General features: G+C 66.8%; 23 protein-coding genes. 10 read left to right on the forward strand and 13 right to left on the reverse strand.

Annotation, left to right across the window (positions count from 1 at the left end):
* Nucleotides 1-4 precede the first annotated feature (4 nt).
* From paaB to paaZ, 3 genes are read right to left on the reverse strand one after another with little or no spacing between them, the layout of a single operon-like run.
* The gene (gene paaB, locus E1202_RS00575) at nt 5-292 is read right to left on the reverse strand and encodes a 1,2-phenylacetyl-CoA epoxidase subunit PaaB (protein ID WP_132680281.1); all 288 of its coding nucleotides are present in this window, start codon (nt 290-292) and stop codon (nt 5-7) included.
* Nucleotides 289-1,236: a 1,2-phenylacetyl-CoA epoxidase subunit PaaA gene (gene paaA / locus E1202_RS00580; protein WP_132680282.1), complete on the reverse strand. Its 948-nt coding sequence runs from the start codon at nt 1,234-1,236 to the stop codon at nt 289-291. The genes paaB and paaA overlap by 4 nt, the downstream gene beginning before the upstream one ends.
* The gene (gene paaZ, locus E1202_RS00585; protein WP_132680283.1) at nt 1,233-3,278 is read right to left on the reverse strand and encodes a phenylacetic acid degradation bifunctional protein PaaZ; all 2,046 of its coding nucleotides are present in this window, start codon (nt 3,276-3,278) and stop codon (nt 1,233-1,235) included. Before paaZ ends, paaA begins: the two co-directional genes overlap by 4 nt.
* Before the next feature lie 432 nt (nt 3,279-3,710).
* Between paaZ and paaI the strand changes: the two genes are divergently transcribed.
* From paaI to E1202_RS00600, 3 genes are read left to right on the forward strand one after another with little or no spacing between them, the layout of a single operon-like run.
* A complete protein-coding gene (gene paaI, locus E1202_RS00590; RefSeq protein ID WP_132680284.1) occupies nt 3,711-4,100 on the forward strand; it encodes a hydroxyphenylacetyl-CoA thioesterase PaaI in 390 nt (129 codons plus the stop codon).
* A gap of 13 nt (nt 4,101-4,113) precedes the next feature.
* Complete coding sequence (gene paaK, locus E1202_RS00595; protein ID WP_132680285.1) at nt 4,114-5,460, forward strand: phenylacetate--CoA ligase PaaK; 1,347 nt, start codon at nt 4,114-4,116, stop codon at nt 5,458-5,460.
* Between the two features lie 22 nt (nt 5,461-5,482).
* Nucleotides 5,483-6,100 (forward strand): TetR/AcrR family transcriptional regulator, encoded by a 618-nt coding sequence (locus E1202_RS00600; RefSeq protein WP_132680286.1) that lies wholly within the window; start codon nt 5,483-5,485, stop codon nt 6,098-6,100.
* A 33-nt stretch (nt 6,101-6,133) separates the two neighbouring features.
* On the opposite strand, the gene E1202_RS00605 is transcribed toward E1202_RS00600, so the two are convergent.
* The 3 genes from E1202_RS00605 to E1202_RS32490 form a co-directional block, all read right to left on the reverse strand.
* Nucleotides 6,134-6,868: a FadR/GntR family transcriptional regulator gene (locus E1202_RS00605; protein WP_132680287.1), complete on the reverse strand. Its 735-nt coding sequence runs from the start codon at nt 6,866-6,868 to the stop codon at nt 6,134-6,136.
* A 166-nt stretch (nt 6,869-7,034) separates the two neighbouring features.
* A complete protein-coding gene (locus E1202_RS00610; protein ID WP_165943693.1) occupies nt 7,035-8,597 on the reverse strand; it encodes a solute symporter family protein in 1,563 nt (520 codons plus the stop codon).
* Nucleotides 8,597-9,040 (reverse strand): DUF485 domain-containing protein, encoded by a 444-nt coding sequence (locus E1202_RS32490; RefSeq protein WP_328590928.1) that lies wholly within the window; start codon nt 9,038-9,040, stop codon nt 8,597-8,599. Before E1202_RS32490 ends, E1202_RS00610 begins: the two co-directional genes overlap by 1 nt.
* Nucleotides 9,041-9,851: 811 nt before the next feature.
* Here E1202_RS32490 and E1202_RS00620 point away from each other — a divergent pair.
* The 5 genes from E1202_RS00620 (at nt 9,852) to E1202_RS00640 (ending at nt 15,554) form a co-directional block, all read left to right on the forward strand.
* Nucleotides 9,852-12,794, forward strand: a complete 2,943-nt coding sequence (locus E1202_RS00620) for a sensor histidine kinase (protein WP_132680290.1) — start codon at nt 9,852-9,854, stop codon at nt 12,792-12,794.
* 32 nt (nt 12,795-12,826) lie between these two features.
* Nucleotides 12,827-13,267 (forward strand): roadblock/LC7 domain-containing protein, encoded by a 441-nt coding sequence (locus tag E1202_RS00625; RefSeq protein WP_132618957.1) that lies wholly within the window; start codon nt 12,827-12,829, stop codon nt 13,265-13,267.
* A 325-nt stretch (nt 13,268-13,592) separates the two neighbouring features.
* A complete protein-coding gene (locus E1202_RS31995) occupies nt 13,593-13,928 on the forward strand; it encodes a DUF742 domain-containing protein (RefSeq protein WP_235877486.1) in 336 nt (111 codons plus the stop codon).
* An 81-nt stretch (nt 13,929-14,009) separates the two neighbouring features.
* Entirely contained in the window at nt 14,010-14,642 is a 633-nt protein-coding gene (locus E1202_RS00635; RefSeq protein WP_132672391.1) for a GTP-binding protein, read from the forward strand.
* Nucleotides 14,643-14,810: 168 nt separating this feature from the next.
* Complete coding sequence (locus E1202_RS00640) at nt 14,811-15,554, forward strand: hypothetical protein (RefSeq protein ID WP_132680292.1); 744 nt, start codon at nt 14,811-14,813, stop codon at nt 15,552-15,554.
* Here E1202_RS00640 and E1202_RS00645 read toward each other — a convergent pair.
* The 5 genes from E1202_RS00645 to E1202_RS00665 all read right to left on the reverse strand — a co-directional run bounded on the left by E1202_RS00645 (nt 15,529) and on the right by E1202_RS00665 (nt 21,726).
* A complete protein-coding gene (locus E1202_RS00645; protein WP_132680293.1) occupies nt 15,529-16,476 on the reverse strand; it encodes a patatin-like phospholipase family protein in 948 nt (315 codons plus the stop codon). The two genes, E1202_RS00640 and E1202_RS00645, sit on opposite strands and share 26 nt — an antisense overlap.
* A 62-nt stretch (nt 16,477-16,538) precedes the next feature.
* On the reverse strand, nt 16,539-16,973 hold the full coding sequence (gene arfB / locus E1202_RS00650) for an alternative ribosome rescue aminoacyl-tRNA hydrolase ArfB (protein ID WP_132680294.1): 435 nt from the start codon (nt 16,971-16,973) through the stop codon (nt 16,539-16,541).
* Nucleotides 16,974-17,081: 108 nt separating this feature from the next.
* Nucleotides 17,082-18,449, reverse strand: a complete 1,368-nt coding sequence (locus E1202_RS00655) for a serine hydrolase domain-containing protein (RefSeq protein WP_132680295.1) — start codon at nt 18,447-18,449, stop codon at nt 17,082-17,084.
* Nucleotides 18,450-18,529: 80 nt separating this feature from the next.
* On the reverse strand, nt 18,530-19,441 hold the full coding sequence (locus E1202_RS00660) for a CPBP family intramembrane glutamic endopeptidase (RefSeq protein ID WP_235877489.1): 912 nt from the start codon (nt 19,439-19,441) through the stop codon (nt 18,530-18,532).
* Between the two features lie 161 nt (nt 19,442-19,602).
* A complete protein-coding gene (locus E1202_RS00665; RefSeq protein ID WP_132680296.1) occupies nt 19,603-21,726 on the reverse strand; it encodes a transglycosylase domain-containing protein in 2,124 nt (707 codons plus the stop codon).
* Between the two features lie 289 nt (nt 21,727-22,015).
* Here E1202_RS00665 and E1202_RS00670 point away from each other — a divergent pair, with 289 nt between their 5' ends.
* The gene (locus tag E1202_RS00670) at nt 22,016-22,393 is read left to right on the forward strand and encodes a hypothetical protein (RefSeq protein ID WP_132680297.1); all 378 of its coding nucleotides are present in this window, start codon (nt 22,016-22,018) and stop codon (nt 22,391-22,393) included.
* On the opposite strand, the gene E1202_RS00675 is transcribed toward E1202_RS00670, so the two are convergent.
* Nucleotides 22,386-22,811 (reverse strand): hypothetical protein, encoded by a 426-nt coding sequence (locus E1202_RS00675; RefSeq protein ID WP_132680298.1) that lies wholly within the window; start codon nt 22,809-22,811, stop codon nt 22,386-22,388. The genes E1202_RS00670 and E1202_RS00675 overlap by 8 nt on opposite strands.
* Before the next feature lie 185 nt (nt 22,812-22,996).
* The gene (locus tag E1202_RS00680) at nt 22,997-24,130 is read right to left on the reverse strand and encodes an MFS transporter (RefSeq protein WP_235877491.1); all 1,134 of its coding nucleotides are present in this window, start codon (nt 24,128-24,130) and stop codon (nt 22,997-22,999) included.
* Nucleotides 24,131-24,275: 145 nt separating this feature from the next.
* On the opposite strand from E1202_RS00680, the gene E1202_RS32740 reads away from it, so the two are divergent.
* The gene (locus E1202_RS32740; protein WP_328590929.1) at nt 24,276-24,602 is read left to right on the forward strand and encodes a M14 family metallopeptidase; all 327 of its coding nucleotides are present in this window, start codon (nt 24,276-24,278) and stop codon (nt 24,600-24,602) included.
* Nucleotides 24,603-24,605 lie beyond the last annotated feature (3 nt).

Consider the following 24,605-nt stretch of genomic DNA (forward strand, 5'->3'; position numbering starts at 1 on the left):
CGGCTCACATGTGGGGAACGTTGTCGGGAATGTCGTAGAACGTGGGGTGCCGGTAGACCTTGTCCCCCGAGGGAGCGAAGAAGGGATCCTTCTCGTCAGGGCTGGACGCCGTGATCGCGGACGACTTCACCACCCAGATGCTCACGCCCTCGTTGCGCCGCGTGTAGAGGTCGCGCGCGTGGTGCACGGCCATCTCGTCGTCGGCGGCGCGAAGGGACCCGACGTGCACGTGGTTCAAGCCCCGCTTGCCTCGCACGAAAACCTCGTAGAGGGGCAGTTCACTCCTGCTCATGCCTTCGCCTCCGTCATCTTGCGAGCGTGCGCGGATGCCGCTTCGCGCACCCACTCGCCGTCCTCGTGGGCCTTGCGGCGCCGGGCGACCCGTTCGGTGTTGCACGGCCCGTTGCCCTTGATGACCTGCTTGAGCTCGTTCCAGTCGACCTCGCCGAAGTCGTAGTGCTCGCGTTCGGCGTTCCACTCCAGGTCGGGGTCCGGCAGCGTCACGCCGAGCATCTCGGCCTGCGGGACGGTCATGTCGACGAACCGTTGCCGCAGCTCATCGTTGGTGTGCCGCTTGATCTTCCAGAGCATCGACTGCTCGGTGTGCGACGATTCGGCGTCCGGCGGGCCGAACATCATCAGCGACGGCCACCAGAAGCGGTTCACCGCGTCCTGGACCATGTCCCGCTGCGCCTGGGTTCCCTTCATCATCTTCATCAGCAGTTCGTAGCCCTGCCGCTGGTGAAAGGACTCCTCCTTGCAGATCCGGATCATCGCCCTGGCGTAGGGGCCGTAGCTGGAGCGGCACAGCGGCACCTGGTTGCAGATCGCCGCGCCGTCGACGAGCCAGCCGATGACGCCGACGTCGGCGAACGACAACGTCGGGTAGTTGAAGATCGAGGAGTACTTCTGCCGGCCGGTGATGAGCTTCTCGGTCAGGTCCTGCCGGTCGCCACCGAGCGTCTCAGCGGCCGAGTACAGGTACAGCCCGTGCCCCGCCTCGTCCTGGACCTTCGCCAGCAGGATCGCCTTGCGGCGCAACGAAGGTGCCCGCGTGATCCAGTTGCCCTCCGGCTGCATCCCGATGATCTCGGAGTGCGCGTGCTGGGCGATCTGGCGGACCATCGTCTTGCGGTAGCCGTCGGGCAGCCAGTCCCGCGGTTCGAGACGCTGGTCCTTGTCGATGGTGCGCTCGAAGTGCTCCTCGAGTTCCTGGTCGGACAACGTTGCTGTCATCGCTTCTCCTTGGACACCAGGGTGAGCACGTCGTACTTGGCGACGGATTCCTGGTCGTCGTTGGTCACGTCGGCGTCCCAGCGGACTTCGCCGTAGTCGGCGTTCTCCCGGGGTGTGATCTGCTTGCAGGTCAAGGTCACGGTCAGCGCGTCGCCGGGCTTGACGGGCGTGAGGAACCGCAGGTTCTCCAGGCCGTAGTTGGCCAGCACCGGTCCGGGCTCAGGCGACACGAACAGACCCGCGGCGAAGGAGACGACCAGGTATCCGTGCGCGACGATGCCACCGAACAGCGGGTTCTCCCGGGCAGCGTCTTCGTCGGTGTGCGCGTAGAAGGTGTCGCCGGTGAATTCCGCGAAGTGCGCGACGTCCGCATCGGTGACCTGGCGCGGGCCGGCCACGACCGAGTCGCCGATCTTCAGCTCGGCCAGGGACTTCCGGAACGGGTGGACGCCGTCGGTGGCACGAGGGGCACCTTCCACCCATCGTCCGGTGACCTGGGACAGCACCGCCGGGCTGCCCTGCACCGCGGTGCGCTGCATGTGGTGGAGGACGCCGCGAATGCCGCCCATCTCCTCGCCACCGCCGGCGCGGCCGGGACCGCCGTGCACGAGCGCCGGCATCGGCGAGCCGTGTCCGGTGGATTCCTTCGCGTCGTCCGCGTCGAGCACCAGCATCCGGCCGTGCCAGGGCGCGGCACCGAGCACGACGTCGCGTGCGAACTGCGCGTCCCCGCTGACCACGGAGCCGGCCAGGCTCCCCTGCCCGCGCGCGGCGTAATCGACGACCTGCTCCACGGAGGTGTAGGGCATGAGCGTCGACACGGGCCCGAACGCCTCGACCTCGTGCGGCTCCGCTCGCTCGGGGTCCGCCTTGAGCAGCACCGGTGAGATGAAGGCTCCCTTTTCGGCGTCGGCGTCGATCACCTCGACCTGCTCCGGGTCGCCGAAGACGATGGTGCCCGCGCCCTGCAATGCCTTCAGGGACCGGCGGACCTCCTCCCGCTGCTCGAGGCTCGCCAGGGCGCCCATGCGGACGTCAGCGTTGGTCGGATTTCCGATCTTGATCTTCGCCAGGCGCTCACCGGCCGCCTCGGCGACGTCGTCGAGCAGCTCCGCCGGGACGAACGCCCTCCTGATCGCGGTGCACTTCTGGCCTGCCTTGACGGTCATCTCAGTGACCAGCTGCTTGACGTAGAGATCGAATTCTGCGGTCCCCGGCTTGGCGTCCGGGCCGAGGATCGAGCAGTTGAGCGAATCGGCCTCGGCGTTGAAGCGCGCCGAGTTGCGCACGATGGCCGGGTGGGTGCGCAGCTTCTGCGCGGTGGACGCCGAGCCGGTGAACGACACCAGGTCCTGCCCGGTCACGTGGTCGAGAAGGTCCCCTGCACTTCCGCTGATCAGCTGCAGCGACCCTTCGGGGATGAGCCCGGATTCCACGATCAGCTCGACGAGCTTCTCGGTGAGGTAGGCGGTCTGGCTGGCCGGTTTGATCAGGCTGGGCACGCCGGCGAGGAAGGCCGGGGCGAACTTCTCCAGCGGCCCCCACGCGGGGAAGTTGAAGGCGTTGATCTGCACTGCGACACCACGCAGCGGCGTGGCGATGTGCTGACCGAGGAAGGTGCCGCCCTTGCTGAGCGGTTCGACGTTCCCATCGACGTAGACGGTGTCGTTGGGAAGTTCCCGCCGGCCCTTGCTGGAGTAGGAGAAGAGGACCCCGATCCCGCCGTCGATGTCGAACTTGGAGTCGCCGAGGGTCGCACCGGTCTTGGCCGACAGTTCGTAGAGCTCTTCCCGGTGCTCGCGGAGGTGCGATGCCAGCGCTTTGAGCAGCGCTGCGCGTTGGTGGAAGGTCAGTTCCCTCAGCGCCGGCCCGCCGACCGCGCGTCCGTGTTCGAGCGTTGCGGCCATGTCGATGCCGGCGGAGCTGATCCGCGCGACCTCGGCGCCCGTGACGGCGTCGTGCAGTGGCGCCCCTTCGGCTTCGCCCACCCTCCAGCCGCCACTGGTGTAGCTGCGCAGAACTTTGCTCGCACCTTGAGCCATCGTGCCTCGCCCTCCAGAATTACTAACCGAACGGTCGGGAATTAATGCTAGCGCGCAACGCCGGGGAGCGAAAGTGGCGGAGACCTGATCCACCCCCACCCGGGCGGAGGATGAGAGCAAGGCCGCCTTTCACTCACCAGCGCCGGAGGGTGCGATGAAGGATCCTTGCGCAGGTCTCGCCCAGCTGCCCGTCCCACTCATCGCGAGACCCACGACCAAGCGCACACACCTACGCTGAGCTCGTACCCAAGCGGATGCGGCAACCAAGGCGGGCGCTTCCGGATGGAGTTCGTCCGATATCGCCGGCCTTGACATCCGTTTGCGCACTGACTTTTACTTGAGCAGATTTATTTACCGTCCATTCGGTCAGTAAGAAGGCGGTGCAACCCGGTGTCACGCTCGGCGAACCGACTCAGCGACTCCACGAGGACCATGCTCGAATCCGACGTCGCCTCGACGTCGCTGGGCATCGTCGTGACCGCAGCGCACGACGGAAACGCGATAGCCCGGATGCGGGTGACCGAACAGATGGTCAACGGGCACGACATCACGCACGGCGGTTACGTCTTCCTGCTCGCCGACACGACATTCGCAGCCGCGTGCAACAGCCACGGGCCCGTCACCGTCGCCGCCGGAGCGGAGATCTCGTTCGTCACGAGCTCGTTCCTCGGTGACGAGCTGGTGGCCACCGCGCACGAACGAACTCGATACGGCCGCAACGGCATCTACGACGTCACGGTGCACCGGGACACCCCTGCCGGGCCAGAGGTCGTCGCGGAGTTCCGCGGCCGCAGCCGGACCGTCGGCCAGATCAAGCGTTGAGGAGTCCCTGCCCATGACGACCACGCACAACGACGTGCCGAGTGCCCGCCGACTTGGCGCCGCGCCGCCGATCGACGACCTCTCGTCCGCCGAACGGCTGAGCACAGACGAACTTCGCGCCCTGCAGCTCGAACGCCTGCAGTGGACGCTGCACCACGCCTACGCGAACGTTCCCTTCTACCGCAGGAAGTTCGACGACGCGGGCGTGCACCCCGACGACTGCCGAGAACTGGGCGACCTCGAGAAGTTCCCGTTCACCACCAAGCAGGACCTGCGCGACAACTACCCCTTCGGCATGTTCGCCGTTGCGCAGGACCAGGTCCGCCGTGTGCACGCCTCCAGCGGCACGACCGGCAAACCGACGGTCGTGGGCTACACCGAATCCGACCTCGACGTGTGGGCCACCGTGGTCGCCAGATCGATCTTCGCCGCCGGCGGACGCCCGGGGCACAAGGTGCACATCTCCTACGGGTACGGGCTGTTCACCGGAGGCCTCGGCGCCCACTACGGCGCCGAGAAGCTCGGGATGACGGTCGTTCCGGCTTCCGGCGGCATGACCGCACGGCAAGCGCAAATCATCAACGACTTCCGTCCCGAGATCATCATGGTGACGCCGTCCTACATGCTGACGCTCCTCGACGAGTTCGAGCGCCAGGGGATCGATCCGCGCAGCACTTCCCTCAAGGTCGGGATCTTCGGTGCCGAGCCGTGGACCGAGCAGATGCGCCGCGAGATCGAGGAGCGCGCCAACATCGACGCGGTCGACATCTACGGCCTCTCGGAGGTGATGGGACCCGGCGTCGCACAAGAGGCGGTCGAGACCAAGGACGGCCTGCACATCTGGGAGGACCACTTCTACCCCGAGGTCGTCGACCCGATCGACGGTGTGCCGCTGCCCGACGGGACGACCGGGGAGCTCCTGTTCACGTCGCTGACCAAGGAGGCGCTGCCGATCATCCGCTACCGGACGCGCGACCTGACCGCTCTGCGGCCGGGCACGGCACGACCGGCCTTCCGACGGATGGACAAGGTGACCGGGCGCAGCGACGACATGATCATCCTCCGGGGGGTCAACGTCTTCCCCACGCAGATCGAGGAGATCGTGCTCGGCACCGCCGACCTGTCGCCGCACTTCCAGCTCAAGCTCACCCGCCAGGACCGGATGGACCGGCTGACCGTGCTGGTCGAGGCACTTCCCGAGACCACCGCGGCTCGGCGCGAGAAAGCACCGGTGGAGATCGCGGAGAAGGTCAAGGACGGTGTCGGCGTGAGCGTTGGCGTGGAGATCGTCGAGCCAGGCTCCCTCGAGCGCTCGGTGGGCAAGCTCCGCCGGGTCATCGACCAACGCCCTCGCGACTGAAACGACTTGCGATAATGCGCTCATGACCGAACCGCCCAGCACCCGTGCGACCAGACGCGGTCGCCCCGGCTACGACCTGGAGTCCTTGCTCACGGTTGCGGTCAAGCTGTTCAACGAACGCGGCTACGACGGCACCAGCATGGAGGATCTGTCGCGCAAGCTGCAGATCACCAAGTCCGCGATCTACCACCACGTGCGCAGCAAGGACGAACTGCTGCGGCTGGCGGTCAACCGAGGACTGGACGGGTTGTTCGCCGAGGCGGACAAGCTGGAGACCATCGACGGCCGCGCCATCGACAAGCTCGAATACCTGGTGCGTGCCAGCGTCGGCGTGCTCGTCGATCAACTGCCCTTCGTGACCCTGCTGCTGCGGATACGCGGCAACACCAAGGTCGAGAAGGCCGCGCTGGCCCGCCGCCGGGAGTTCGACCAGATCGTCGCCGACCTGGTCAGCAAGGCCGCCGCGGACGGCGACCTGCGCCCGGACGTCGATCCGGCGACCGCGGCGCGCCTGCTGTTCGGCATGGTCAACTCGCTCGTCGAGTGGTACCGGCCGCGTCAGGGCGCCGACGCGGAGACGCTGGCCGACACCGTCGCGGCAGTGGCGTTCGACGGGCTCCGAGTCCGCAAGCCGGACTGATCAGCGCGACCGGCTTCGCGAATCGTCCCGAGATCAACCGGTGCGCTCGTCGAGCTCGTAGAAGTCGTTGATGTGACCGCGCAGCAGCTCAACAGCGCGTTCACCGTCTCGGGACTCGATCGCCTGTAGGATCGCTCGGTGTTCGCGCCGCACGTGCCGCGAAGTGTCCCGCCAGTCGTCCCTGCGGTCGTAGACCTCGATCATCTGACGTTGGATCGCCGTGCGCAGCGACCCCATCATGTGTGCGGCCAGCGCATTGCCGGTGGACTCGGCGATCCGGACGTGGAACTCGGTGTCGAGGGCGTTGAAGTCGCGTGTGGAGAGGTGCGGGGAGTCCATCTCGTCGAGGATCGCGTGCAAAGCCCGGTGATCGGCGGGAGTGGCGTGACGAGCCGCCTCCAGGAGCGCCCACTCCTCCAGCACCAGCCGGGTCCGCAGCACATCGGCGCCGTTGAAGTGACCGAGCGTCAGCTGCATCTTCAGCAGTGTTGAGAAACCGGTGCCCGGGCGGCCGAGGAACACGCACCCGCCGTCAGGGCCGCGGCCAGGTCGCACATCGACGATCCCCAGCGCTTCGAGCACGCGCAGCGCTTCCCGCAGCGACGGCCGGCTGACCCCGAGGAGGTGCGCGAACTCCCGCTCGCTGGGAAGCCGGTCGCCGGGGGCGAGACGCCCGTCGAGAATGCGTTGCTCGATCTGCGCCATGACCTGTTCGTAGGTCCGGACCTTGCGCACCGGCTCCCACGAGCTCTGGGCCGCGGAATTCATGCCACTCCTCCCTCTCCGACTCGGTCACTTGGCCGACCCACCATACGTCGCATTCTGCTCAAAATGGGTGGCTCGCAGGACCGTGAGAGGGCTCGATCCGGGCCAGAGCACGGGAACCTTCCTGCCGGGGAAGTGACAGGAAGGTTCCCATGCGCGGGACGACCGATCAAGAAGCTCCGATGCCGGTCAGCGACCGGACCTCCATCTCGTCAGTGCGGTCCTCTCCTTCACGCTCCCCGAGCAGGGTGCCGATGTAGCCGAGCAAGAACGACGCCGGGATCGACACCAGGCCGGGGTTGTTCAGCGGGAACAAAGCGAAGTCGACTCCGGGCACGATCGAGGTCGGGCTTCCCGAAACCACCGGGGAGCAGAGCACCAGGAGCAGGCAGACGCCCAGGCCACCGTAGATCCCCCACAAGGTCCCTCGGGTGTTGAACCGCCGCCAGTACAGCGAGTAGAGCAAGGTCGACAGGTTCGCCGACGCGGCGAAGGCGAAGGCCAGCGACACCAGGAACGCGAGGTTCTGCCCGTTGACCAGGATGCCGCCGATGATCGACGTGGCGCCGATGATGAGGGCCGTCAGCCGCGCCACCCTGATCTCGGCGTCCGGCTCGGCCTGCCCGCGCTTGAAGACGTTGGCGTACACGTCGTGGGCGAAGGATGCCGACGCGGTCAGGGTCAGACCCGCCACCACCGCGAGGATCGTGGCGAAAGCGACCGCTGCGACCACTCCCAGCAGCACCGTTCCGCCGATCTTGTACGCCAGCAGCGGCGCCGCGGAGTTCTCGCCGCCAGGGGCCGCAAGAATCGAATCCGTGCCGCTGATCGCCCCCGCGCCGTACCCGATCACCACCGTGCACAGGTAGAACACCGACATCGTGACGGTCGCCCACACCACGGAACGCCTCGCCTGCACGGCGTTGGGCACCGTGTAGAAGCGCATCAGCACGTGCGGCAGGCCGGCGACCCCGAAGATCAGAGCCAAGGACAGCGAGATGAAGTCGAGCTTGGTGGTCTCGTTCTTCCCGTACTGGGCTCCTGGGGAGAAGATCCGCTCTCCGAGCGGGTTCTTCTCGGCGGCGTGCTGCAGCAACGAGGTGATGCTGAACCCGAACTTGCCCATCAGGAACAGCGTCATGAGCGCGACGCACAGCATCAGGGCGACCGCCTTGATGATCTGCACCCAGGTTGTTCCCTTCATCCCACCCACGAGCACGTAGACGATCATCAGCGCACCGACGGCCGCGATCACCAGGGCCTGGCCGGCTGCGCTGTGCACGTCGAGCAACAGCGCCACCAGGCTTCCGGCACCTGCGATCTGAGCGATCATGTAGATGAAGGAGATCACCAGGGTCGACACCGCCGCGGCGGCGCGCACCGGACGCTGCTTCATGCGGTAGCTGAGCACGTCTCCCATGGTGAATCGGCCTGTGTTGCGCAGGAGTTCTGCGACGAGGAGCAGGTTCACCAGCCACCCGACCAGGAATCCGATCGAGTAGAGGAAGCCGTCGTAGCCGTGCACGGCGATGGCGCCCGCGATGCCGAGGAACGAAGCGGCCGACAGGAAGTCGCCCGAGAGGGCGATTCCGTTCTGCGCACCGGTGAATTGCGAGCCGGCGGCGAAGTAGTCGGTGGTGGTCCCCGTGCTGCTCACCCGGTAGACGATGAACAGCGTGAGCAGCACGAACGCCGCGAAGATGCTGATGTTGAGCATCGGGTTGGTGTCCATCAGGGCCGCTCCTCTCCGGTGGCGTTGCGGTAGAGCTCAGCGGCGCGCGGGTCGATCTCCTTGGCCGCGTACCGCAGGTAGAGGGCCGTGATGACGAGGGTGCTGACGAACTGGCCGATGCCGAGGACGAGTCCGATGTTGACGGCGCCGAACAGCCGGATCCCCATGAAATCGGGGTAGTACGCGGCGAGCACGACGTAGCCGACGTACCAGACCACGAACACGAGGGTCATCGGGAACGTGAATCTGCGCAGCTTGCCGCGCAATTCGCGGAATTCCGCGCTGCGAGCGATGCTGGGAAAGTCGGGGCCCGCGTCGCCGGGTACCGCGAGATCGGTGCGCCTGGCGGATTTGTCGATTTGGCCGAAGGTCGCTTCGGTTTGTCGAGATGGCGGCGGGGGTTGGGTGGCGTTGCGCATGCATCCTTCCAAGCAATCGGACATCACATCGACGTGTTCTGCGCCGATGCCGCAAAGTCCCCCAACTTCGTCCGAACTCCCGCAGTTGTTCGCGCTCTTCTTCGATCTCGAATTCGGCAGGAGTCGGTGACCGCACGACTTGCGATGCCAACCAGGGCGGGAGTCTAACGATCATTCCGCTCCACCTGGAGCGCAGCAGCGACACACCACACCAACTGATGAATCCGACGATCACTAACCGTGATTAAACCTGGCGAGAAGCCGTACCTCCCAGAGGGTGGAACGGAACCAGGCCACCTCGCAAAACGAGGTCTCGCGGGACCATTTTTGCTGATCAACCGCCTGGTTAGGCGAGGGTAACACGGGAGGAGCGAGGGCACATTCCCGCTGCATTCGACCCCTTTGTCACCCAGCCGGAGAGATTCTCTCCATCGGGTGACTAAAGCACATCCCGCCTTCGCGGTAATGAACACGATCAGTGTCCAAAGCACCCAAGGAGCACCCGCGCACCCGAGAAGATGATCTCCATTGACCCGAATGCACTGGTCAGAGCGCTGAATTCAAAACAGATAGTAGATCATTCCGGTGAGGTAGTGTTCTGCACGCCGACGACCGGTAGAACCAATTCGATGCCACCGCGATCACCCCCGACATCGCAGGTACTTCGAATACCGCCGTCGTGACCGCACGGCCACCCGCGAAAACCCCCGAAACGCAGGCAGCGCCGCCAACCACGAACGACCTGCCGCGCACACCCCGAGGCGGGCCGGCCTGCCCACCACACGAACGCGCAGTTGGCGATGAAAGCTTCGACCGCGCGGGAAAGGACTGCGTCGTGAGCAGCGGAGTAGAAGACCCGCCCGCGAACGCGACCCGGGCATCCATGTGGTCGCGCGCCACGTCCCGAATCATCACGTGGCACAACTGGAAGCTCCCGGTCAAGATCGCCGCCGTCGTGCTGGTCCCGGTCATCTTCGCGATCGTGCTGGGCGTCCTTCAGATTCGCGGTCAGATCACCGAAGCCAGCAACTACGAGCAGATGGACCGCGTCGTCTCAGCGGGCCGCGCCGTGCGCACCGCCGTCGACAGGCTGCAGGAAGAACGCAGCCTGTCCGCCGAATTCCTGGTTCGCGGCCAGGTGACCGACGCCGACGTCAGGAACCGGTTCGCCGCCTCCGACAAGGCGCTGGCGGAAACCCAACGCCTGCTGGACGCCGCACCGGACAGCGACGCCGTTCGGTACGCCAAGCAGGAGACCGAACGCCAGTCGACCGAGCTCGACCCGATCCGCAAGCTCGTGCTCGGCGGACGCGTCGACCCCGGCATCACCGCCAACTCCTACACCGAGCTCATCGACGTGATGCTCGCGCTGGACCGGACGCTGATCAGCCAGATCTCCTCCTCGGAGCTGGTGGCCACCGCCACCACCGTGCACGAGCTCGCCAAGATCAGCGAAGAGGTTCAGCTGCAACAGGCCCTGGTGCTCACCGGCCTGGCCCGCGACGACTTCACCAGCGACAACCTCGCCCGCCTGGCCGCGAGCGAAGCCCGCCGCACCGCAGCGGTCAAGGAGTTCCGCGCCGCAGCCGACCCGCAGCAGCGCATCCGCTACGACCAGCTCTACTCCAACCCTCAGGTGCCGGCTCGGGAAACCTCGGTCCAGCTGGCGATGGCCGAGCAGAACAACACCCGCTCCACGCTGTCGTCGCACCTGGTGTCGACCGCGACGTGGAAGGAGCAGTCGAACACCGCGGCTCAGGCGCTCAACGCGCTGCAATTCCAGCTCGACCAGCAGCTGCACCGAACCGCGTTCAGCCTGCAGGACACCGCGGGCAACCTCGCCGGCCTCCAATCGGTCATCCTGCTCACCGCACTGCTGATCGCCGGCGCGATCGTGGTCATGGTGGCGAGGCATCTGCTCGGCTCGCTCAAGATGCTGCGGCACAGCGCGCTCGACACCGCCAACCACCAGCTCCCCGACGCCGTCGCCGACATCCGCGCCGGGCACGCACCGCAGGCAGTCCAACCGGTGCCGGTCAACACCACCGACGAAGTCGGCGAAGTCGCCCGAGCCTTCGACGACGTGCACACCCAGGCGGTCACCCTCGCCACCGAGCAAGCAGAACTCCGCCGCAGCTACAGCGACTCGTTCATCAACGTGTCGCGACGCAGCCAGAGCCTGCTCGAACGCCAGCTTCGACTCTTCGAGCAGCTCGAACGCGACGAAGAGGACCCCGACCAACTGGCAACGCTGTTCCAGCTGGACCACCTCGCGACCCGGATGCGCCGTAACAACGAAAACCTGATGGTGCTCTCCGGCGCGGATCTGGCGCGTCGCTTCACCCGCCCCACCACACCGGCCGACCTGCTGCGCGCCGCCGTCTCGGAGATCGAGCACTACCCGCGGGTCAACGTGCAGCAACTCCCCGACACCAAGATCGTCGGGTACGTGGCCAGCGACCTGGTGCGACTGCTGGCCGAACTCCTCGACAACGCCGCGAACTTCTCCGCGCCGCAGACCCAGGTCGTGGTATCAGGACAGCGAGACCGCGACGGCTCGCTGCGCATCGACATCGACGACGACGGCATCGGCATGAACCCGAACGAGCTCGCCGAAGCCAACCAGCGCCTGAACTCCGACGAGGAGATCAAGCAGTCCACGTCGCGACGCATGGGCCTGTTCGTGGTGGGCCGCCTGGCACGCAGGCACGGCATTCGGGTGGAGCTCATGTCCGGCCAGAAGGACACAGGTCTGCGCGTGTCCGTGACCCTCCGGCCGGACCTGCTGATCGACGACGTCTCGCTACCGACCCCGCGCACCAACGGCGTCTACCGGCCGGGACACGACGACGACACGCTGATCAGGCAGTTCGACTGGGAGGCGGCCGAACAGGACGCGATCAGCAACCCGCCGACCCACAACGGGTTCCACCTGTTCCGCAGCGCCGACGACGAGGACTTCTCCCACGAGCTCTTCAGCACTCAGGAGACCTCCGCTGAGCCGCCGCCTGAGATGGAGGTTCCCGAGACCCCGGAGTCGATCCTCGACGAGCTGTCCTCGGTGTGGTTTCTGGAGCGGGAGGAAGGCGACCCGGACGCGGAACCCAAGTTCCGCTGGCCCGACGAGACCGACGACAGTCCCGTCACCGAGATCCTGCCGGTCGTGAAGCCGGAAGAAAGACCCCCTTCCTCCGACGAGGCTCCCAGCACGGCCGACGAGGTGGACTCCCGCGACTGGACCTTCGCCAGCGATGAGGGGCAGCAGCGCGCTGAGGAGGTCGCGGCCTCCGAGCCGACCGACTTCACCTCGGCCGGGCTGCCCCAGCGGGTTCCGCGGGCGAACCTGGTCGCGGGCAGCGCTGACCGGGCGGACGGCGACGAGCCGCGTCCTGCACGTGACCCCAATCGGGCACGGGGCAGGCTGGCGAGCTTCCAGGCAGGCGTTCAACGTGGCCGTCACCGCCTTATCCACGCCTCGACCGCCGCAGCAACAGGTGCGGAGCAGTCCGCCACCACCCAGCAGGACCCAGCCGGGGATGGCAGCGCAGAGACGGCGGAGCAGCAGGCCGAGAACGAGGTCCCGCAGTACACGCCCTCAGGTCTGCCACGCCGGACCCCCAGAGCCCAGCTGGTATCGGGATCGGTCACCGATTCGACCGCCACATCTCCGCGTGACCCCGATGTGACGCGCGGAAGGTTGGCCAGCTTCCAACGCGGTGTCCGCGAGGGCAAGCACAGCCTTCGCGACCCACAGCCGTCAACGGATGAGACCCGGTGATCCCCGAATCAGTTAGGAGGAAAGGAGGCGCCATGAACGCCCAAAATTCCCAGCCGAGCCAGTTCGGTTGGCTCGTCACGGACTTCACCGAGCGGGTTCCCGGTGTTGCCCACGCAGTCGTCGTCTCGGCTGACGGACTTCTGCTGACCGCCTCGGCGAAACTCCCCACAGACCGCGCAGACCAGCTCGCCGCCGTCGCGTCCGGCCTGCTCAGCCTCACCCAGGGTGCGGCTCGGTGCTTCGAGGCGGGCGCTGTCACCGAAACCGTCGTCGAGATGGAACGTGGTCTGATGCTGCAGATGGCGATCAGCGACGGCTCCTGCCTGACGGTGTTGGCGGCGCCGCAGTGCGACATGGGTTTGATCGCCTACGAGATGACCTTGTTGGTCGAACGCGTCGGCCAGATCCTGACGCCCGAGCTGCGTTCTCAGCTGCAGGGGACGAGCCGAGTGATGACCGGACAGTCGGTGTGAGGCGAAGATGAGCGAAGGTCCGGACCCGACCGGGCAACACCGGCGGCGCCCCTCCGGCCCGCCGGAAAGCGAAAGCGTGGCGGAGGTTTTCAACCGGTTCACCCTGGACAGCGGTCTACGCGGGTGGCACCGGAAGCGTGCGCAGAAGGATCCCGGGCCGCAGGGCACGACCGAGTCGGAGGAGGTCAAGGACGCCTCCCGGTCACGGTCGGCCTCCCCCGGCGCACCCGCAGCACCACAACCGGCAGGTGGTCGCGGCACTCCCGCCCCTCCGAGTGCAGCCGGCCCTCAGGCTGCACAGGATGCTTCGCCGACCGGTGAAGCGATGTCCACCTCCATCCGCCCGTACGCGTGGACCGGTGGTCGAACCAGGTCCAACCACCACCTGGAGCTCGAGACACTGGTTTCGGCGAGCGATTTCTGCACGCCGGAGAGGTTGCAGCGCACCGAGCACCACGCCATCGCCGAGATCTGCCGGCACCCGAGGTCGATCGCCGAGGTCGGCGCGATGCTGGGAGTTCCGCTCGGCGTGGCGAAGGTTCTGCTCGGTGACATGGCGGATCTGGGTCTGGTCACGGTGCACGAGACGGTCAGCGACAACAGCAGCTCGTCGCACTTCTTGTTGATGGAACGGGTCCTGAGCGGACTTCGCCGACTCTGACTTCACCCCGCGCGCGGGTCTCCCGGGCAGCGCGCCGAACGCAGAAACCCAGCATTGGCTTGATGACTGAAGTGGGAAGACATGAATCCTGATACGCAAGCCCGACCTGAATACCCCCGCAGGTCCCCGACCACCACTTCCGCGAAGATCGTCGTCGCAGGTGGTTTCGGCGCCGGCAAAACAACATTCGTCGGTTCAGTGTCGGAAATCGTGCCGTTGACCACCGAAGCGGTCATGACCGAGGCCAGTCACGGCATCGACGACCTGCATGCGACACCGAACAAGCAGACCACGACGGTGGCCATGGACTTCGGTCGTCTGTCGCTGGACTCGGACCTGATCCTCTACCTGTTCGGAACGCCTGGTCAGCACCGGTTCTGGTTCATGTGGGACGACTTGGTGCGCGGAGCGATCGGTGCGGTGGTCCTGGTAGACACGCGTCGGCTGGCCGACTGCTTCTCGGCCATCGACTTCTTCGAGGACCGCAAGCTCCCCTACATCGTTGGGCTCAACTGCTTCGACGGCAATCTGCAGCACCGGGTTCAGGAGGTCCGAGAGGCGATGGCGATCCCAGACGACGTTCCGATCGTCACCTGCGACGCCCGAAACCGGGAATCCACCAAGCAATCTCTGATCCGGTTGGTCGAATACGCGATGCAGTGGTGGATGCAGAGGTACCCGGAAGAGCAGGGGAGCCTTTCTGCCACCCGCTGAGCGGTCTTCTCTCGGTGGATATGGGTTCGTTGCGGTCCGGCTGGGCTGATCGGAACGTTCCCATACCGACCCAGCAAGCCGGTAATCACCCGCTCAGGTGATCACGACACACGCATCGACCGTGCCTGCTACACGAATTCGGCGCCTAGTATGCGGATAGTTCTACGCATGCAGAAGACGACCGCCGCCAAAGCCGCCGCTCTGAGCTTCAGCCGCCGCGTGTACCGGGTCAGTGAACTGGCCAAGCTCGGCATTAGCCAGTCCACGGCGTATCGCTGGGCTCGTGCCGACGGCCCGTGGACACGTCTGGCCCCAGGGATCGTGCTCGTCGCACCCGGCCCTGCGACGCTGCGGGATCGCATCGAAGCCGCTCTGCTTCGCGCCGGGCCTCACGCGATGCTCACCGGTTTGCACGCGGCTCGCCTGCACGGTTTGAAGTCGCCTCCGGAATCGGCCGACATCCACGTCCTCATCCCGCATCGCCAGAAGATCCAGAGCTACGCGGGCACCCGGTTCGAACGCACCATCCGACTTCCGAAACCCATTTTCGTCGACGGGATTCCGGTGTCACCGCCGGTGCGGGCGGTGATGGACGGTGCTCGCACCTTCATGTCGGCGGCGCTGACGCAGCAGGTCTTGTTCGAGGCGATCAAGGCGGAGAACCTGTGCCGCTTCGAGGAGCTCGTGGCCGAGATGGAGACCGGAAGCAGGCGGGGAACGGCCGTGCCCCGCGCGACGCTGCGCGCCTACAAAACCGGTCTTGAACCGCCACGAGATCTCTTGCGCGTGGCTCTGACACCCGCTTCCGGGCCGCCGCCACCGCGCGCCGTGCGACCGCGCCGTCGCTCCCTGTGGAGCGCCGGACGGCTGCTCAGGCGCACCGTGCTCAGAACGCTGGTGCCGAGTCCGTGATCCCAAACTGTTCGTCACCGACGGGTTTTCCGGCGATGTTGACGGGGTGTCCGGCCGGAACGGGTGTGGCTGCGGGCAGCCAGTTGCGGGCGACCCGCCAGGCGCTGTCGATCAAGGCGCCGGAGTGCGCGAAGGAGTAGGGCGAAAGGCCGACGATGGAAGGAGCCGGCACCACGTACAACTCGCAACGTGGTGCGTTGACCTGCATGTCCAATCGGGCTGCGGAGACCATCGCAGCTCCCAGGGCAGCACCGTTGACACCACCGATCGAGCGCGGCGGGGTCTTCGGCGGCGGCCAGGTCGCGATCGAACCGATGCCGCGGCGCCGATCCTGGGTGAACTCGAAGGGCTCAGTTCCGCCGCACGGGAGCACGAACACCCGTTGTGCTCCCTGCTCAACGGCGCGGCTGATCGGCATGAACGCAGCAGGTCCACCGTCGACGAGCCAGCGCCCACCGACTTCTACAGGAGGGAACATCCCGGGAATCGAGCACGACGCCACCAGCGGTGGCAGGGCGGGGCCGTCTTCGAAGTAAACGGCGTCACCGGTGTCGAGATCGGTCGCGGTCACCGTCAGCGGAATCGCGCCCTGCTCCAGCCTGCGGAACGGCAGGGTTTCGTGCACCCAGCGGGCCAGGCCGTGGTTGCCCATGACGTGGTTGGACAGACCGAGCTTGCCCGCGAGGATCCTGGTGGGCTGGATCGGGAACACGTCGGCTCGCCGCATCGACTTCCACAGGTCGCGCAACTTCTCGGCACCGCGCGTGGTCGGATCACCGGCCAGCCACGCGGCGTTGAGCGAGCCCGCGGAGGTTCCCACGACGAGATCCGGCACGATTCCCGCCTCGAACAGTGCCGTTGCCAGACCTGCCTGAATGGCCCCGAAGGTGGAGCCGCCGGGCATCACCCATGCTGTGCGCATCAGCTCGTTCCCTCCTGCGTTCACCTGTGCGCAAGAGTAACCAGGAACGCGGTATTCGCAGCTCAGGCGTCGCCGGGATCACCCCGCCTGCGCTGGCGTTTGACTTCGGAGCGCCGCTTCTTGCCGGCAAGTCGTCGCCTTTGCGATCCCTTGGTCGGTTTGGTGGGGCGGCGCTTCGCAGTCGGTGGTGCGACTGCGGAGGCCAGCACTGCGACGAGGCGTTCCCGCGCGGCTTGGCGATTGGCCAGCTGTGCCCGGTTCTCGGAAGCGGTGATCGTGAGCACCCCGTCGACCAACCGGTTCCCGAGCTTCTCCAGGGCGCGTGCGCGCAGTCGCTCGGGCACCGAGGACGAGCGCGCGAGGTCGAACGAAAGCTCCACCCGCGAGTCGGTGGTGTTGACTCCTTGCCCGCCTGGCCCGGACGACCTGGAGAAACGCTCGGAAAGCTCCGCGGGCGGGATGCTCCAGCCACTGGTGATCGGCAGGTCGTCGGCCATACCGCAAGCATGCCGCACGAGCTCTGCACGGCACAGCCGCGCCCGCCTGGGCAGCTCGGGTCCCTTCATCCTCGGTCTTGTGGCAGGAAGGGACCCGAGCCGCACCGGTCAGCTGCCTGCAGGCCGCCATCCTGCAACGCCGCCGGGCACCGGGGCGTCTGAGGCGTATGGGGTTCGAGTGAAGATGAACGTGTTCAGGTTGAGGTGGTTGGGCATGCCGTCGGCGTCGCGGCCGATGCGGAGGATCTCGCCCGCGTAGTAGCCGTCCAGACCGGTCCAGGTGCCGTCACCGTTGGGGCGGAAGCGCGAGGCCCTTCCTCGGCGGCCGTGCCCGAGCCTCAGGTCGAGGAGCCCGTTGCTGAGCACCCGCAGCACGTGCGGCGACGGCCCCCAGTACCACTCCCCCGTCAGTTCCAGCAGCCCCATGTCCATGTCCGGTCGCGGGATCCAGGGCTCCGGGATGCGCGGGTCGTGCTCGGCCAAGGCGTCGAGCAGGTCCGTGCCCAGCGCCCCGGTGACCCCAGCCGTCGTGTTGGCCATGAAGATCACCGCCTCGTTCTCGGCGGGGTCGGCCCACACGCTGGCCAAGAACCCCGGCATCGAACCGCTGTGCCCGGCCAGGCGGCGGCCGTTGTGCCGCAGCAGCTGGAAACCGAGTCCGTAGCCGGAACGCCATTCGGGCCCGTCATCCACCGAGCCGGGCACGCGCATTTCAGCCACCGTGTCCGGGTGGAGCACTTCGCCGGTGTCGCCCAGGACGAAGCGGGCCCACCGGGCCATGTCGTCGTAGGTCGACCACAGCTGCCCTGCGGGCGCCATCGCCCCTGCGTCTTCCGCCGGCTCCGGTAGCACCACGTCCGCCCACGGGTGGACCGCGAAGCCCTCCGCGTGGGGTGCTACGGGGCTCAAGGTGGTGCGGCGCATGCCGAGCGGACGCAGGATCTCGCGCTCCATCACCTCGTGCCACGGGGCGCCACGAAGCCGGGCGACGAGTTCGCCCAGGATTCCGAAACCCACGTTGGAGTAGTGGAACTGGTGGCGCGGGGTCGGGCGCAGCGCACCGTCGTCGATGGAGGCGAGCAGCTCCTCCGGGCTTCCGCCCGGGGTGCGCTCCCACCACTGTCCTGCGGGCTCGGCGGTCAACCCACTGCACTGGCTGAGGATTTCGCCGATGCTGCGGTTGCCCAGCGAGGTCCCCGGCAGGTACTCGTCCAACTTGTCGGCGAGGTCGAGTCGGCCTTCGTCGCGCAGCCGCATCACGAGCACGCCCACGAACGTCTTCGTGATCGACCCGATCCTGTACTGGGTGTCCGTCGTGGAGGGAGCTTCGTTCACCTGGCCACGGGAATCGAACCAGACCGTCTCCCCATCACGCACGAGACCGGCGATCAGGGAGGGAACACGGTTTTCACTCTGCTCCACGGCCAGGCGCCGCAGCAGCACGCGCTGGGTGGAGGGCAGCAGACTCGTCACCATGCCCCAATGCTTTCACGACAACGGGCCCACGCACGCACAATCGGCAGGAGCGGGGTGGCAGGAAAGTTCCCTTGCACCGCTCATGCCTTGCGGCTGCGACGCTCGACCCCCTTGCTGATCCCTTGCTTGGTGACCTGGATGCGCACGGGCAGCTTGCCGATCATGATCAGGACGAGGATGAGCAGAATCAGCACGATCCAGCCGCTCCATCCCAGCAGGCCGACGTTGGCGTTGTCGACGGGATGACCGGCCTGGCTGAAGATCACTGCCATCGTTCCCGCGGAGTTGAGGAAGCCGTGTGCGATCGCGGCCGGCCACACGCTGTCAGAGGCGAGCCTCAGCCAGCTCAGCAGTGTTCCCACGAGCACGCAGAAGCAGCCCATCATCAGGAACGACACCACGATCGGAACCGTCGGGTAGTTGTATCCGAGCAGCAGGATCGGAGCGTGCCACAGCCCCCACAGAACACCTGTGGTGAGGAAGGCACCGGGTTGTCCCAGCGGCAGCAGGGCTTTGGTCAGGTAACCGCGCCAGCCGAGTTCTTCGCCGAGCGCCGGCAGCGTGTGCAGCCATCCGAGCAGCACGACCTGGCCGAGCTGGGTCAGTGCGAGCGCAGTCGGTGATGTCTGGTTCTGCTCGCCGACGACGGTGGCGCCGACCTGCTCCACGAGTCCCGAGAACCCGGTCCAGTCCGCCCTGTAGACGCCGAGCAGGTAGCCGACCAGCAAGGCGAGCAGCACTGCCAGCAGAGGTCCGACGCACCCCAGGACGGCGTATCTCCACCACTTCTTGATCCCGCCGGGGTTGGTGAGTCCCAACGCGCGCAACGGGGCACCGCTGGGGCTGATCCACTTGGTGACCGCCACTGCCGCCACGGCGGGCGTGAGCATCATGAAGGTGAGAGCGACCGGCGCCCATCCCCACGACAGCCCCTCGCCGGTCAGCCAGAGCGGCGTGGTCAGCAACCAAGCAGGCGCATAGGCGAGAACCACGAACCAGACGGTGCCGCGAACATCCACTCGATCACGTTCGGAAACCACGTAGGCATTTTGCCAAGGATTTCTGAGTTATCGCTGAGTACGGCCTGATGACACGAGAATGGGGACCTTCCTGCCATTCGACATGGCAGAAGGGTCCCCATCCTCACATCCGATTACGGCACCGGTGCCGCAGGCGGAGCTGCGGTGGGCGGCGGTGTGCCCGGCAGGGCGGCGACCGGCAATCCGCTGTGGATCTTGGTCATCGCGTCGAACCACGTTCGCGCGGGCACCTTGCCGCCATAGATGTTGCCGTTGCTGCCGCACAGGTAGGGCGGGGCGTCTCCGCCACCGTCGCAGATGCCTTCCGGGCGCTTGCCGTCGGAGTAGGTCAGCACGGCACCGGCCATCTGCGGCGTGGCCGCCAGGAAGGCCGCGGACTTGTGCTCCTGGGTCGTGCCGGTCTTGCCGATCATCGGCCGCGTCCACTGGACGGCCTGCGCCGCCGCGCGGGAGGTTCCCTCGGTGTCGTCCTTGCTGAGGCCTTGTGCGAGAGCGGTGGCCACTGCGGGCGCCACCGCCTGCTCGCAGGCGGGCTCGCCGAGCTGCACCGGGTTGCCGTAGCGGTCCTTGACCTCTTCGATCGGGGTCGGCGGGCAGTAGACGCCATCGCTCATGATCGTGGCCGCGACGTTGGACAGCTCCAGCACGCTGGTCGGCGTGAAACCGAGAGTGAAGGAACCGTTGTTGCGCCGCTTGATCGAGTCGCCCAGCGAGGGCCCGTTCGAGCCGTCGTCCTTGAGCGTCGACCCGAGCGCGTTGACGCCGTTGATGCTCTTGCGCATGCCGAGCTTGGCGGCCATGTCGACGGCGTTGTTCAGGCCGGCCCGTTCCAGCAGCGCCACGAAGCCGGTGTTCGGCGAGGTCGCCAACGCCATCTGCAGCGTGCGCGGCCCCGGCCTCACGCCGTCGGCGTTGTGCACGGTGTAGGGCGCCTGCCCGTTCTTGTAGATCCGCGAGGTGTAGCTGGCGGGAACGTCGATCGTGTCGTAGATGCTCATGCCGCGCTCGATCGCAGCCCCGGCGGTGAAGATCTTGTAGATCGAGCCCGCACCGAAGGGCTGCACGCGGCTGACGATGTCGTAGGCCGTCTGCCCCTTGCTCGGGTCGTTGCCGAAGTCGCGGTTGGCGACCAGGGCGCGGACCTTGTGCTTGTCCTTGCCCGGTTCAACGACCGACATCGCGTTGGCGATGCCTTCGGTCTGGGTCGGGACCTGCTTCTGCGCGGCCTGCTTGGCGGCGTCGGAAGCGGTGCGGTCCAGGGTCGTGCGCACCGTGTAGCCGCCGACCTTCAGCTTGTCGGTGTCGATGCCGTAGCGCTCGAGGTAGTCGCGGACGTAGGTGCAGAAGAATCCGTCGGTGGTGCCGTCGCCGATGCCGACGCAGCCGTTCGGCGGCCGCCCCAGCGGGGACAGGACGCCCAAGGGCTCCTTCTTCGCGATCTCAGCGTCTTCCTCGGTGATGCGGATGTCGTTGTTGCTGTCGGCCATCAGGTCGATGACCAGGTTGCGGCGGGCGAGCGCGTCCTGCGGGTTGCTGTTGGGGTTCAGCGAACCGGGCTGGTTGACCACGGCGGCCAGCAGTGCCGCCTGGGCGATCGTCAGCTTGTCAGGAGTGGTGCCGAAGTAGGTCTGAGAGGCAGCGCCGACCCCGAAGGTCTGGTTGCCGAAGGGCACCACGTTGAGATATCCGGTGAGGATCTCTTCCTTGGACATGGTGCGCTCGAGCTCGACGGCGATCTTGGCTTCGCGGAGCTTCCGGGCGACCGTGGTCTCCTTGGCCTGCTCCGCCTCCAATTCGGTGGTGGCCGAGACGTGCACCAGGTAGTTCTTCACGTACTGCTGGGTGATCGTGGACGCGCCCTGCGCGGTCTCGCCGCTGCCGATGTTCGTCGCGAGCGCTCGGATCGTGCCGTGCCAGTCGACGCCGCCGTGATGCCAGTAGCGCTTGTCCTCGACCGCGGTGATGGCGGCCTTCATGGTGTCGGCGATCTGCTCGGGGCGGGTTTCGACCCGGTAGTCCTTGAAGAAGTAGGCGATGGGCTTGCCGTTGCGGTCGGTGACGGTCGACACCTGCGGCATTTCCCGTTTTGCGAGCGAACTCGACATTTTCGACATGGCACGGGTGGTCTGGTTGACCATCGCCCCAGCCCCGGTCGCAACTGGCAGCAGTAAGGCCGCCACGAGTACGCCGGCTAGGACGCACAGTCCGAACATCTTCAACAGCACGCCGCTGCGCACGCCAGCCCCTATCACCAAAGTGTCCGCAAGATCCGGCCGCCGACCGCGCCAAGTGGCGCGAACCCACGCTCCCGCTCACCGTTCCCAGCCGCCGGGAAGAACCACCGGCTTCCACTGCCCGGAAGCAATCGGCATCCGTTTCCCTTTGCCGTCAACCAGTTCGTTGATATCACACCCGTCCGCACCCTCCGCGTGCTGCCGAACAACTGAATTCGACTCGAAACCGACACGGAAACAGGTCGAGTAACTACACTTCGTGACAGAAGGTTCCCTTGCTCGCGGAGGAAACATGACCGATCCGTTCCTCGATTCGCTCGCCAACGCCCTGGGTGGGCAGGCGGCCACCGCACTGGGTGCCGCCGGGACGATGGCGTTGGCGAAGGTCCGCGAACTGCTTCGCCGCAGGTCGCAGCAGGACCCTGAAACCCAGGCGGCCTTGGAGGCCGCCGAGAGCGACGACGCGGGGCCGGCTCAGGTCACGGCGCTGGCGGAGCGGCTGGACGCGGTGTGCTCCGAAGACGAGGAGTTCGCCGAACTGCTGCGCCGCGAAGGTGCCGTCGTGCACAACGAGATCACGACGTCGGACAACGTCGTGAACATCAACAACGGTCAGGTCAAGAATTTGGTGCAAACCCGCGAGATCAACGGCGGGATCACCTTCAACTAGTGCGCTGATCGGGATGGTCGAGCCCGGCCAGATACCGGTTGTACTCGGCCAGCTCCGGATCTTCATCCGAATCGACAGGCGGCGCCGGGGGCGGCACCAGGGGCCGTGACCGGCGTCGTTCCGGTTCTTCGGACACCGCTGAGGCGGTGCTCGCTTCTTCTTCGGCCTCGTCGCTGGTCGCAGGTTCGGCCTCGCCGCGCTGCTGCGCGAAGTCCATCCGGATCAGCTTGATCCAGAGGAAGATCGTGAAGGCGCCGAACAGCGGCCACTGCAGCGCATAGCCGAGGTTCTGAAAGCTCCCTCCGGCCTCGTGCGCGCGATCCCACTGCCACACGGCGAGGAAGCCGGTGGCGATCGTGGCCACGATGAACAGCGCATGCAGAAGCAGCCAACGTGGGGTCAACAGGCTGCGCAACACGCCTCCGATTCTAGGTGCTCCCGGTGGACGGCGACGGCCCGGCACCGTTGGCCCCTCGTCTCAACCACTGTGCGTGATCTCGTTCTTCTGCCCGCACCCACGGGACTCCTGTGGCCAAATGCACAGGTCGGCAAGGCCCTTCTCCGGTCGTGGTCGGGCGGCGGGTGACAGGAAGGTTCCCTTGCTCACGCCCACCGACGGCCGGCCAGGGCGCGGCAGGCGAGCAGCAGGGTGCCCGTGATCGCGAAGGTCATCGGATATCCGGATGCGGCGATGAGGACGCCGAACCCGATCGCGCCTAGTCCGTGACCGCCGTCGTAGGCGATGTTCCACGCGGTGCTCGCCGTCGCCGAGTCGGTGCGTTCCAGCATGAGGATGAGGGTCGTGTTCTGAACGGCTCCGAAACCGATGCCGAACACCGCCGCCCCTGCCAGCGCCACCGGGTCCGCTGTCCACGCGGCCAAGGCCAGCAGCAGCACTCCGATGCCGCCGAACAGCACCGAGGGCGCGAGGACGCCCTGCTGCCCGAATCGATCTCCCAGGTGCCCGGCGAGCCACCGGCCGAGCATCGTGGCGGCGGCGAAGATCAGCAGCGCTGCCGGGGCGACCGACGGGGCGACGGCCAGCGGCAGGAACGCCGTCAAACCCCCTGCCGCGGCCGTGTTGACCGCCATGACCGCCCAGGAGGGCAGCAGCGCGACCGGCCGGGTCTGCGCGCCTCGCGCCTGGTCGCGGGTGCGCACCCGCTCGATGCCCAGGATCGTCAGGGCGGCCAGGACGGGGACCGCACCGGCGGCCCAGAACAGGGGCTCGAACCCGATTCGGCTGCTCAGCCACACCCCGGCCGGCAGCAGGGCGACGTTGGGCAGGCCGATGGCGAGGCCGTAGTAGGCGGCCGCTCGCCCTCGTTGTGCGATGGGGACGAGTTCCGCGGTCAGCGCCGAACCGGTGACCGTCAGCAGGCCGAACCCGATTCCGCGCAGCGCCGAGACTCCGAGCAGCACCCACATGTCGCTGGAGAGCGCGAACAGCGGTGTCGGAAGTCCGATCATCGCGGTCCCCAGGGCGAACAGCGCGCGGCAGTCCATTCTCCTGAGCAGCCAGGGCATCGCCAGCTGCGCGAGCACCGTGACCAGCATGAACACCGCGTTCGTCGCGCCCGCTGCGACCTCGCCCGCGCCTCCGACCACGGCCCACAACGGCACCACGGGCAGGAGCAGCGCGTACCCGGAGAACCCTCCGACCGTGGCGATCAGCAAGAAGCGGAACGAGCGCTGTCGCAGCGGGGTCCTGGATCCGGTCGAGACGGGTGTTCGCACCTGCTCTTGATAGGCGCTGGACCCTTCACGTGTCCATTCGGCCCTCGTCGAGAACGTGCCGAGTTGTCCCCTCTTGGCCGATTGTGCGCATTCTGTCGATCGACTTGTCTGGTGCCCCGTTTCGGCAACGGCAAGGAGTCCGGCAATGCAGAGATGGCAAGCACTGGCGTTTGCGGGTGTCGTGGTGGGCACCGCGTTGGTTCCCGCGACCGCGGGAGCACCTCCGACCATGGCCGCACCGCCCCCGTGCAGCGAGGAGCCTCGGGAGAACCCGATTACCGAGTTCACCAGCTACGACGAAATGCTGGTGGAGCTCGACCGCATCGAGCGCGTCAGCGCCGGCCGCGTGACCGTTGACGACGTGGGCGGCTCGAACAAGGGCCGCGACATGATGCTCGCGCGCGTGGGCACCGGCCCGAAGGTCGTGTTCATCACCGCCGAGATCCACGGCGAACGAGAAGACGGGCCCTGACGC

It is taken from the genome of Saccharopolyspora karakumensis (assembly GCF_004349225.1).
Lineage (GTDB): Bacteria > Actinomycetota > Actinomycetes > Mycobacteriales > Pseudonocardiaceae > Saccharopolyspora > Saccharopolyspora endophytica.